Annotated in this window: 8 protein-coding genes and 1 tRNA gene; 5 read left to right on the forward strand and 4 right to left on the reverse strand. The window is 68.8% G+C overall.

Features of this window, described 5'->3' with window-relative positions; all coding sequences use genetic code 11:
* Positions 1–331 precede the first annotated feature (331 nt).
* From FRW57_RS11760 to FRW57_RS11770, 3 genes are all read left to right on the forward strand, one after another.
* A complete protein-coding gene (locus tag FRW57_RS11760) occupies positions 332–751 on the forward strand; it encodes a hypothetical protein (RefSeq protein WP_152186072.1) in 420 nt (139 codons plus the stop codon).
* 622 nt (positions 752–1,373) lie between these two features.
* Positions 1,374–1,565, forward strand: a complete 192-nt coding sequence (locus FRW57_RS11765) for a helix-turn-helix domain-containing protein (protein ID WP_152186073.1) — start codon at positions 1,374–1,376, stop codon at positions 1,563–1,565.
* Positions 1,562–2,977, forward strand: coding sequence for a site-specific integrase (locus FRW57_RS11770; protein WP_152186074.1), 1,416 nt, complete (start codon positions 1,562–1,564; stop codon positions 2,975–2,977). The genes FRW57_RS11765 and FRW57_RS11770 overlap by 4 nt, the downstream gene beginning before the upstream one ends.
* Positions 2,978–3,089: 112 nt before the next feature.
* Here the strand turns inward: FRW57_RS11770 and FRW57_RS11775 are convergent.
* Together FRW57_RS11775 and FRW57_RS11780 are read right to left on the reverse strand one after the other, a co-directional pair.
* Positions 3,090–3,166 (reverse strand) — tRNA-Met (locus FRW57_RS11775).
* Positions 3,167–3,228: 62 nt separating this feature from the next.
* Positions 3,229–6,300, reverse strand: a complete 3,072-nt coding sequence (locus FRW57_RS11780) for a UPF0182 family membrane protein (RefSeq protein WP_238999401.1) — start codon at positions 6,298–6,300, stop codon at positions 3,229–3,231.
* Between the two features lie 105 nt (positions 6,301–6,405).
* Here FRW57_RS11780 and FRW57_RS11785 point away from each other — a divergent pair, with 105 nt between their 5' ends.
* On the forward strand, positions 6,406–6,945 hold the full coding sequence (locus FRW57_RS11785; protein WP_137122404.1) for a PPA1309 family protein: 540 nt from the start codon (positions 6,406–6,408) through the stop codon (positions 6,943–6,945).
* Here the strand turns inward: FRW57_RS11785 and FRW57_RS11790 are convergent.
* Together FRW57_RS11790 and FRW57_RS11795 are read right to left on the reverse strand one after the other, a co-directional pair.
* Positions 6,942–8,021 carry a YlbL family protein gene (locus FRW57_RS11790; RefSeq protein ID WP_152186075.1) on the reverse strand — a complete coding sequence of 360 codons (1,080 nt, stop codon included), beginning with the start codon at positions 8,019–8,021 and terminating at the stop codon, positions 6,942–6,944. The genes FRW57_RS11785 and FRW57_RS11790 overlap by 4 nt on opposite strands.
* Positions 8,022–8,032: 11 nt before the next feature.
* Positions 8,033–8,470, reverse strand: coding sequence for a molybdenum cofactor biosynthesis protein MoaE (locus tag FRW57_RS11795; RefSeq protein WP_137122402.1), 438 nt, complete (start codon positions 8,468–8,470; stop codon positions 8,033–8,035).
* Positions 8,471–8,666: 196 nt separating this feature from the next.
* Between FRW57_RS11795 and FRW57_RS11800 the strand changes: the two genes are divergently transcribed.
* Positions 8,667–9,954, forward strand: a 1,288-nt coding sequence (locus FRW57_RS11800) for a zinc-dependent metalloprotease (RefSeq protein ID WP_238999402.1), incomplete at its 3' end; no start/stop codon positions are given.

A 9,954-nucleotide genomic window follows, 5' to 3' on the forward strand; every position in this document is an offset into this window, starting at 1 on the left:
CCCAGCCCGAGACCGGAGGTGAACACCTGCCCGCACTGACCGCGTGAACCCCCACGAAGGAGCACGCAGCGTTACACCACCTGAGGGGACTTGACCACCGCATCTTCCGGGAGGCGCGTGCGGGCACGGGACTCTAGGGTGGCGCCGTGCAGAGTGACCAGTGACGGCGGCGGCAAGCCTCGTAGGGGCCATCATCGGCGCAGGCGCTGCCTGACAAACTCAGTACCTGCGACTGAGGCGTTTACGAAGGACTGAATCTGACCATGAGCGGAAGCTAGCCATCGTGGAGGTACTTGTTCGGGCCCAAGCAGTCGACCTGCGGGCTGAGAACATGGCGCTGCTGGCCTCCAACGCCGGCCCTTTGTACGGCCTGGTTGCGCGGGTTTTGAGCAGCGCGGCACCTCTGAACTATGCGGAAATGGCGGAGAGCCTAAGTTCCGATGCCGACGCACTGAGCCGAGCCGCCGCACAAGTCTGGCTCTTCGGAGACGACCAGACCGTGAAGTTGACAAACGCTGTCGTTCTCGCGGCGGCCGACGTGGTCACTGCGCACACGGCCCAAGCGGGAAGGCGCCTAACGACTGTGCTGAACGTCGCGGTTTTTGGCTGGCTACCCTACGATGGGGAAGGGGTCGCACGAGCACAACAAGCGCTCGCTAAGACTCGACGAGCACTGACGGATCACACGCGTCAAGCCCTGAAACTGAAGCCTGTCGACGTCTTTGGCCTGCCAGTTCCTCCACCCGGCTAGGCAACGTGCCCGTCGCGTTTCTAGGATCCGCCCGTTGGATTCGAATCCGCGCTATCGCGTTGAGAGGTCGCGACCACACGGCCAGCTCGCCACGGATCCACTGCAGCAGGTGCGCCACTGCCGTGCCATTAACGATGCCGCGGCAGCGACGTGGTCACGGTTGAGTCGGTACAACTTGGCTGGCGGCCGTTTCCTCGCGCAGCACGATCCCGGACTGGGACAAGGCACCGAGGACCTCATTCGCGCCACTGTCCCACCTGGCCGTCGGTGAGCGCGGCCACCAGGCGGCCCCTGAGTGGCTCGGTAGTCCGTGCGAGCACCACGAGCATCGCCCTGTGTGCGCTACGGATCACCGAGCTGATCGGCTTGACAGGTCCACCGAATATCACCGCGATTGTGCACCACACCAACTGATCAAGTGGGAAACCACGCAATTGACTGCTATGCCACGCATGCCCAAGGTCCCGGGCCCAGCAGGCACGCGCGCCGGGATAGTCCGGAGCCGGGTCATCAGATGGTGTACCACCGAGGCGGTATTCGAGACGGAAGCGACCACTTCCACGGCCAAGAGCCCTGCCTGAGACGGAGGACGACCCGGCCGGTTGAGAACTGTGGAGGAATCATGACCGACTTCGACGCACTGCCTGCCCTCCTGTCCGTACCCAAGACGGCCAAGTTGCTCGGCTTGAGCAGGGCCAGCGCCTACCGATTCGCGGCATCCGGCGTCCTTCCGACGCGGCGTCTGGGTGGCCGGGTCTACGTCATCACGTCCAAGCTCGTGGCGTTCATCAACGGCGACCAGGACGTGGCATGAGTCAGCGGCGCATGATCCACGGGGTCACGGTCTACCGGGAGAACTCCTCTTGGGCCTACAGACTCGAGGCCCACTCCGACCCACTGACCGGGAAGCGGGTTCGCCCGTACCGAGGGGGCTTCGGCTCCGAGGAAGAGGCGCTGACTCGGGCACTCGAGGCGAAGAAGCTGCTGGACTCGGGTCGTCCGGCGCACCCGCGGAAGATCAGGGTCAAGGACTTCTTCGCTCAGTGGTTGGCAACCGTGGAGGTCGACCTGAAGAGCACCGCCACGCAGAGCTACCGGGACATCATCGCCACCTACATCGTGCCCATCCTGGGCGACCGATGGCTGCCCGACCTCACGGTCCCCACCATCAACGCCTTCTACCGGCACCTCTTCGAGAACGGTCGCCGCAAGGGGGACAGCAACTGGCGGATGTACGCCTACTGGATGACCCACCAGGACGAGCGCGCCGGCTTGGGCCCAGCGCCGGCGGTCCTCGCAGCTGCCGCCGGCACCACCTTGTCCTCGGCGCAGAAGGCCGCTCGACGCTACCGACAGGGACGCGTTCCAAGCGAGTATGACGCCGGGCTGAGCTCGAAGTCGGTCAGGAACGTCCACGTGGTCATGCGCAAGGCGCTCCGGGACGCGGTCACGTGGGGGCTCCTGAACGTCAACCCGGCCGAGCATGCAGTGGTCCCCCGCTCCCGGCAGCCAGAGCGGCGGATCTGGACGGTCCAGGAGCTGGCTCGCTGGCTTCGACTGGCCATCGACGACCGCTTCGGCGCCATGTGGCTGCTCGCTGCGACCACAGGGATGCGACGGTCCGAGCTGGCTGGAGTGCGTCGCAGCATGCTCGACCTGGACAACCAGCGACTCCGCGTCGAGGGCACCCGGGTCGTGGTCGCGGGCCACGCTCGAGAGTCGGACGGCAAATCTGCCGCCGGCCGGCGCGGGATCTCGTTGGACTCCTTCACCTGCGAGGAGCTGCGCAGACTCCTCGACCTTCTCCAGGAGGAAGCGGCCGCCTACGGCCAAGACTACCCCTCACATGGCCTACTGATGGTCAACGAGCTCGGCCGTCCGCTGCACCCGGACACCATCACGGCGCGCTTCAACCGACTCGTCGACCGGGCCGGGGTGCCGCGAATCCGGCTCCATGACGTCAGGCACACCTACGCCACCATGGCCATGGACGCGGGCGTCGACCCGAAGATGCTCAGCGACCGGATCGGGCACGCCAACACCTCGGTCACCCTGCAGATCTACACCCACCACTCACAGGGCCGGGACCGTGTCGTGGCCCAGGAGATGGCCGACCTGATCTGGTCGGCCGTCGGCTCGAAGGGGGGTTCGGTCAGAAATCCGGTCAGAAACGCCGACGTGGAGGACCGACCCGACCCGCAGAAGGACGGCGGCCGACCCGGCTGAGCAGACGTACCGCGCGCTCCGAGGGGCCTCGCCCGACCACATCCGTGCAGGTCAGCGGCCTGAGAACGGCGAAGGCCCGGACCAGATGGTCCGGGCTTCGTCGTTGACGCGTTGGTAGCGGGGGCAGGATTTGAACCTGCGACCTCCGGGTTATGAGCCCGGCGAGCTACCGAGCTGCTCCACCCCGCGTCGGTAACCACGACGATACGGCACCTCAAGGGTCAGAGCAAATCGGCGCCGCGTCCCCACGGTTACGGAGTCTTGGTGCCCGACGGCGCGGAGGGCATGGTCACCGAACCACCCTCCGGGGCCGCCGCCACCGCTTTGGCGAGCGCCGCCTCGAGCCGCTTCTGCGCCTCGCCGTAGGCCGCGAAGTCGCCCCTCTTCAGCGCGGCCTGACCGTCGCTGTAGGCCTGCTGCGCCTCCGCGAGAGCCTGGTCGAGCGCGGTCTTGTCGACCTTGCCGGTCGTGGTGGAGCTGGGACCGGACGACGGGGAGCTCGACGACGTCGGGGTGGAGCTGCCGGGGCCTTCCGAGCCCTGTGACCCAGAGTCGCCCGCCGTGGCGCCGGAGTTGCCGCCGAACAGACCGTCGAGCGCCCCGTCCAGGGTGTCCGACCAGGCCAGCTTGTTGCCGAAGGCCGCCACGATCGCCCGCGACAGCGGGTAGGACGAGCCCGTCTTGGCACTGACGTAGATCGGCTCGACATAGAGCATGCCGCCGCCGACCGGCAGGGTGAGCAGGTTGCCGAGCTGGATCCGAGAGCCCTCCTGCCGGTTCAACGACAGGAACTGCGACAGCGTCTGCGGGAACCGTGGCGAGCTGACGTTGGAGGACTCGATGTCGTTCTGGACCTGACCGGGGCCCTTGACCGTCGTGTCCCGTGGCAGCTCGAGCAACCGGATCTGGCCGTAGTCCTTGCGACGCTTGCCGTCCTTGTCGCCGGCGTTGGCATCCACCGCCATGAACCCGGCCAGCACCGGCCGGTCGCCCGTCGGCATGAAGGTGGTGGTCAGGGAGAACTGGGGGGACTTCTGGCCCGGCATCGCCACGCTGAGGTAGTAGGGCGGCTGCGGCACCTTGACCTGCTCCTGCGTCGGGTCGTCAGGCACCAGCCAGTAGTCGCCACCACCGAAGAACGACTCCGGGTCGGTGACGTGGTACCTGGCCATGAGGGTGCGTTGGACCTTGAACAGGTCCTCGGGGTAACGCAGGTGCGACATCAGGTCGCCATCGATCTTGTCCATCGGCTCCACCGACCCGTGGAACGCCTTCGACCAGGCCCGCAGCACCGGGTCGTTCTTGTCCCACGCGTAGAGGTGCACGGACCCGTCATACGCGTCCACAGTCGCCTTGACCGAGTTGCGGATGTAGTTGACCTTGCCGGCCTGGATCGCGCTGACGCTGGTCGTGCGCTCGGTGAGGGCGTCCGAGGTCGCGGACCCGATCGACTGGAGCGAGGAGTAGGGGTAGTGCGCCGAGGTGGTGTAGCCGTCCACGATCCACTTGACCCGACCGTCCACGACCGCCGGGTACGGGTTGCCGTCGACCTTGAGCCAGGGGGCGACCCGCTGCACCCGCTCGCGCGGGCTGCGGTGGTCGAGCAGCCGCGAGTCGGAGTTGACCGTGTCGGTGAGCATGATCTTCAGGTTGCGGTACTTGATGGCATAGGCAGCCTTCTTGAAGAAGGAACCGATCGGCACCCCGCCGTCGCCCTGGTAGGTGTTGTTCTTCTGCCCGGTCTTGCTCTGGTCGGGGTAGTCCAGCTCGCGAGGAGTGCTCCCCTTGGGTCCTCCCACGATGGAGTAGATCGGTGACTTCTCACCGAAGTAGATCCGTGGCTCGAACTTGCCGAGCGGACCGACCGGCGGGATGTTCTTCTCGAAGAAGACCGGCTGGCCGTCGGCGCCCCGCTGGTTGCCGTAGGCCGCCACGACGCCGAAGCCGTGGGTGTAGACGGTGTGGTCGTTGATCCAGTTGCGCTGGTCGGCAGGCACGCCGGACAGGTCGAGCTCGCGCACGGCGATCACCGTGTCCCGGCTCTTGCCGTCGATCGTGTAGCGGTCGACGTCGAGCGAGTCGGCGAACTTGTAGTAGGACTTGACCGCCTGCAGCTGCTGGAAGGTCGGCGAGACCAGGCTGGGGTCGACCAGCCGGATGCCGGGGATGGTCTGCGCGTCGTCGCGCAACTGGCCCTGGTTGGCCGTGGTCGTGGCGTCGTAGGTCTCCGAGTCGGTGGTATCGATGTTGTAGGCCGCGCGGGTCGCCTTGATGTTGCGTTCGATGTAGGGGGCTTCGAGGGTCTTCTCGGACGGCTTGACCTTGAAGTTCTGGACCAGGGCCGGGTAGATGCCACCGACCGCCACGGCGAGGACCAGCAGCAGCGACAGCCCCAGCAGCGGGAAGCGCCACGACCGGGTCCAGATCGTGGAGATGAACAGTGCGGCGCAGACGATCGCCGCGACGGCCAGGATGGCCTTGGTCGGCAGCACCGCGTGGGCATCGGTGTAGGTGATGCCCGTGATCAGGTGGGACTCCTTGGTGGTCAGGTCGTAGCGGTCCAGCCAGTAGCTGGCCGCCCGGACCAGCACGATGGCCGCGAGCAGCACGCACAGGTGGATGCGGGCGGCGGTCGTCGTGTGGGCGCCGCGGCCCTGCAGCTGCAGGCCGCCGTAGACGTAGTGCGTCAGAGCCGCCGCGAGCGCACCCAGGATGAGGATCATGGTGAAGAAGCCGGTGAGGAAGTCCAGCCACGGGAGCGTGAAGACGAAGAAGCCGATGTCCTTGTGGAAGGCGGCATCGGTGCTGCCGAACGGCACCCGGTTGATCCACAGCAGGACGGTCTTCCACTGGGCGGCGGCGGCGATGCCCGCGAAGAGTCCGACGGCTGCCGGCAGCGCGATGAACGCGAGGCGCCGCAGCGGCTCGAGCATCTCCCGGTAGTGGTCGAGGTTGCGCTGCTCCGCGGTGACGGGGGCATAGATCGGGCGGGTCCGGTAGGCGATGAGCAGGCTGGAGGCGATCACGGCGGCCGTCACGACGCCGGCGGCGAGGAAGAGCAGGACCTTGGCGATGAGCTCGGTGCGGAACACCTGGGCGAAGCCGACGCTGTCGAACCAGAGCTTCTCGGTCCACAGCTGGGCGCCGACCGCGACGAGGATGACGATCACCGCGACGATCACCAGGGTCGGGACGAGCGCTCGCGGCCGTCGTCCACCGGGCACGTGCCCGCCCGGACGGGGACCCCGGCTTCTGGGGCCGCCGGAGCCTTCTCCGTCGTCGCCGCCCCTGCCGCCCTGGCCGAACCAGTCCCGCTGTGTCACCGATACACCCGATCTCGCCGCTGGCCGTGCCCACGCACGCTCTTGTGTGGGGTCCAACCTAACTGAGCGGGGGATGGTTCCCGGCACCACCCTGCATGCGGCAGCATGGTGGCCGTGAGCTCACCGGTCCAGCACGCCCTCAGCCCCCTGGCCCGTTCGGCGATCGACGCCGAGCGGCACGTCGGCGCGGCCGGCTGGGACCAGGCTCCCCGCCTGTTCGCGCTGGTCCGCACCGCCGGGCTGCTCGAGCGGGAGCCCCAGCTCGCGGCCGAGCTGGGGTCCTCCGACCCGGACGGCTTCACCGCCATCGAGCAGGAGGGTATGCCGCACACCTCCTCCCTGGAGTCGCTGCTCGGCCGTTTGGCGTGGCCGCCCGAGGTGGACGGCGTCGCCCTCGCCGTGGAGCGCATCGTGGTGCCGCCCGACGCGGAACAGGACCTGCCCGCGGACCCCGACCAGGCGACCGAGGTGCTCGCCGCCCACCCGGCACGCAAGGACGTGCGGCTGCTCGTCGCGGTGCTGCGTGAGGGCGAGTCGATCTGCCTGCTGCGTCAGCGGGACCACGACAACGACGACGACGTGGCAGTCGGCAAGGACCTGGCGCCAGGCCTGGTGCACGCCCTGGCAGTCACCCTGCAGGATTAGTGCTTCTCGGCCCCGGTGCAACGGGGCAGGTCGGCCCGCTCGCCCTGCCCGATCTGCTTGACCAGGTGCCGGGCCTGGTCGAACGTCGAGACCTTGACCACCTGCAGACCGTCCGGGACGTGGTCGACCACCTCGTCGCAGTTGGCGGCCGGGGCGAGGAACCACTGGGCGCCGGCGTCGCGGGCGCCCACGAGCTTCTGCCGGATCCCGCCGATCGGGCCGACGTTGCCCTGGCTGTCGAGGGTCCCGGTGCCGGCGAACCGCACTCCTCCCGTCAGCTTGCCCGGGGTCAGCGTGTCGTAGATGCCGAGGCTGAACATCATCCCGGCTGACGGGCCACCCACGTGGCCGGCGTAGATGTTGACGTCCACCGGGAAGTGGAAGCGGGGAGCCAGGTAGACGCCGACCACGGTCCGGCCACCGGACTTGCCGGTCGGCACCTTCAGGGACAGGTCCTTGCCCTTGCGCTCCACCGTCATGGGCACGCGGGTGCCGGCCTTCTCCTTCTCGATCAGCCGCTGCGCCGCGGGAAGATCGGGAACCGGCGTCCCGCGGACCTTGCGGATGAGGTCTCCTTCGCGCAGCACACCCTGGGCGGGCGCCTTCGGCAGGACCGCCGCGATGACCACGTCCTCGGGCACCTTCTTGCCGATCGCTCTCAGGGCGACGACCTTCGCCTCGTCCTGAGACCCCTGCATCTCCGCGGTGTTGCGCTGCTGGATCTTCTTCCCGCTCACGTTCTGGGGAAAGACCTCCTTGACCGGGACGACCTCGCTGGAGGAGTCGAGCTCGGCGCTGACCCAGTCCCAGACGTTCACCGGGTAGTTGGGCCCGCCGTAGAGGGAGACCGTGGTGAAGTCGAGGGCGCCGGCCGTCGGGTAGGTCCTGGTCCCCTTGACCGTGATGATCTGCCTGCCGTCGATGGTGCCGAGGGTGTTGGTGGCCGGCCCCGGACGGTAGATCGCGTAGGGCAGGTGGATGAGGCTCATCGCCGCCGCCACGGCGATCGCGATGACCACGAGGGCGAGCGCGGCGGCGGTGCGGCGGCTGATGCCGGTATGCGGTGGCGCGGGCACGGGCCCATCCGTCACGGAAGCCCCACCCACTCGTCCGTACCGTCGGTGAACTGCTGGTGCTTCCAGATGGGAACCTGCGCCTTGAGCGTGTCGATGAGCTCACGGCATACCTCGAAGGCAGGCGCCCGGTGGGGCGCGCTCACGGCCGCGACCACGGCCAGGTCCCCGATCTCGAGCGCGCCGGTGCGATGGACGGCTGCGATGGCCAGCACGTCGGGTCGGGCGGCCAGGCGCTCCGCGATCTCGGTCAGAGCTGCCACGGCCGTGGGGTGCGCCGAGTAGTCGAGCCCGGTGACGTCGCGGTCGTGGTCACGCTCCCGGACGATCCCGACGAAGGTGGCGATGGCGCCGGCGCGGGGGTGCCGCACGGCTGCCATCACCTCGTCCACGGACAGGGGTGTGTCCCTGACCTCGGCCATCACGACCCCGGTGCGGTCGGTCTGCTCCATGCTCGTGCTCACCCTCCTGATGCGTCGACGGGGCATGATTGCAGCCGTCGCTGTGCGCCACGCCGGCAGCGCCCGAGACGGCCCGGCCGGCGGGTCTTGCGCCCAGAGCGAACCCCGCCCCGCGGGGAACTCACCAGGGCCTCCTCGTGGTTATCTGGAGGAGAGAACCATCCTCTCAGGAGGCAAGGAGCGCCGCGTGCCTGATACACCCACCCCGCCCCCGTCCGGCCGTCCGGACGACGAGCCCGACTTCGAGGCGATGCTGCGGTCGCTGCTCGGCGACACCGACAACCCGGATGTGGCCAAGGCCCTCGGGGCAATGGGCCTGGACCAGTCCGACCCGGCGACCATGGGCATGATCTCGGCGCAGCTCAAGGCGATGTTCAGCGGCGAGGGCGGCGCCTTCAACGTGGAGATGGCCCACGACGTGGCGCGCAAGACCGTCTCGGCCGCCGGCGACTCCTCTGTCTCGGCCGCGATGGTCAGGGACGTGACCCAGGTCGCGCAGGTGGCCAGCCTGTGGCTCGACGAGGTCACCGACCTCGGCGCACCCAGTGCTGGGGTGCACGCGTGGAGCCGGGCGGAATGGGTCGAGCAGACCATGCCGGTGTGGCAGCAGCTGGTCCAACCGGTGGCCGAGGGGGTCAGCAGCGCCATCCAGTCGGCGATGAAGGAGCAGCTCGGCGGGTTGGGCGGTGAGGGGTTGCCCGGGATGCCACCCGGGCTGCCGCCGGGCATGGACCCGAGCGCGCTGATGGGCCAGATGGAGCCGATGATCGCGCGGATGAGCGGTTCGATGTTCGGGATGCAGGTGGGTCAGGCCGTGGGCACGCTCGCCGCCGATCTGGTGACCGGCACCGAGGTCGGCCTGCCCCTCGTCCCGGACCACGCGGTCGTGGTGCTCCCGGCCAACGTCCAGGCCTTCGCCGAGGGACTGTCGGTCGACGCCGGCGAGGTGCACCTCTACCTCGTCGTCCGCGAGGCCGCCAGGGTCCGCCTGTTCGCAGGGGTCCCGTGGCTCGGTCCGCAGCTCATCGCCGCCGTCCAGGCGTATGCCCGTGACATCCGGATCGACACCGAGGGCATCTCCTCGGCCATCACCTCGGTCGACCCCTCCGACCCCGCAGCGATGCAGGAGGCCCTCGCCGGCTCGCTGTTCACACCGGAGCCGAGCGCGGCGCAGCAGTCGGCCCTGCGCCGGCTGGAGACCTACCTCGCGCTCGTGGAGGGCTGGGTCGACGTCGTCACCGAGCGGGCCACGAGTCGGCACCTGCCGCACGTCGCAGCGCTGGGCGAAGCGGTCCGCCGCAGGCGTGCCTCCGGGGGTCCCGCCGAGCGCGTCTTCAGCCAGCTGGTCGGCCTGGAGCTGAGGCCCCGCCGGATGCGCGACGCCGCCAACCTGTGGGCGGCGCTCGAGTCGTCCGCCGGCCCGCAGGGCCGACTGCAGGACGGTGGGCACGTCCTGGGCGAGGTAGGTCTCGGCC

This window comes from Segeticoccus rhizosphaerae (assembly GCF_009192725.1).
In the GTDB taxonomy this organism is placed as follows: domain Bacteria; phylum Actinomycetota; class Actinomycetes; order Actinomycetales; family Dermatophilaceae; genus Segeticoccus; species Segeticoccus rhizosphaerae.

Bases quoted from the DNA above. Each gene is read 5' to 3' on its own strand.
- FRW57_RS11760 (WP_152186072.1), top strand. From the start codon at position 332: ATGGCGCTGCTGGCCTCCAACGCCGGCCCTTTGTACGGCCTGGTTGCG.
- FRW57_RS11765 (WP_152186073.1), top strand. From the start codon at position 1,374: ATGACCGACTTCGACGCACTGCCTGCCCTCCTGTCCGTACCCAAGACG.
- FRW57_RS11770 (WP_152186074.1), top strand. From the start codon at position 1,562: ATGAGTCAGCGGCGCATGATCCACGGGGTCACGGTCTACCGGGAGAAC.
- FRW57_RS11785 (WP_137122404.1), top strand. From the start codon at position 6,406: ATGGTGGCCGTGAGCTCACCGGTCCAGCACGCCCTCAGCCCCCTGGCC.
- FRW57_RS11795 (WP_137122402.1), bottom strand. From the start codon at position 8,470: ATGGAGCAGACCGACCGCACCGGGGTCGTGATGGCCGAGGTCAGGGAC.